This is a genomic window from Mesorhizobium sp. P5_C1 (genome assembly GCF_054049815.1).
In genome coordinates this window covers 1-632 of the sequence record NZ_JBFULQ010001336.1, presented here as the reverse complement: position 1 = coordinate 632, position 632 = coordinate 1, and the positions used below count along the sequence as shown (strand labels likewise).

At 60.1% G+C, this 632-nt stretch carries 1 protein-coding gene; it reads right to left on the bottom strand.

The genetic code is table 11. The annotated features are described in order from the left end of the window. The coding region (locus ACXJ7R_RS35685) for a peptidoglycan-binding protein (protein WP_457155882.1) at positions 1 to 632 on the bottom strand (632 nt) is incomplete at both ends.

Here is a 632-nt window from a genome sequence, read left to right as displayed (position 1 = left end):
CGTTTGACTTCTGCGTGGCCGCTCGGCGCCGGCTTCTCTTGGCTCCCGATCGAAGCGGGGTACACTGCAAGCACTTTGTTGTAAGGGTCGAGCAGGCGAACCTGGCGAGCGCTCTTGTCGACCTCCACTCTGGCAATAGCTGCGGGAGGATCGCCTCGGTCGACAGCTGGCACCAGCAACTTTGCGCCGGCCACCCTGAAGCCAATGCCGGGATTGAGCCTTTCGAGCAGGTGTTCGCTGGTATGGAAGCGCTCAGCCATCTTTTCCAGCGCATTGTGATAGCCAAGCCTAGGTAGGCGAGCCATTCTTTCCATGCGAGCCGGAATTCGCTTGGTAAACGGTCCACGCACATCCTTGCGCGTCAGCTCGTAGGTCACAAGGGCCGGGTTTGAGGATGTTGCGGCGAGCTTGTTCCAAGTCTCCCGTGTGAGCTTGCCATCGGAGGGCAATCCGTTCGCCGCCTGAAATGCCCGGATCGCCTTCTCGAAGTTCTCTGCTCCGCGGCCGTCGATCAAGCCCGGCGAAAACCGCGCGCGATCCAAAAGGATTTGCGCCTTCAGTACGATCGGATTGACGCCCTTCGCTTCGCCGTCGTCGAATTGGGCATTGTTGACGGCGGCTCGGTCCAACTT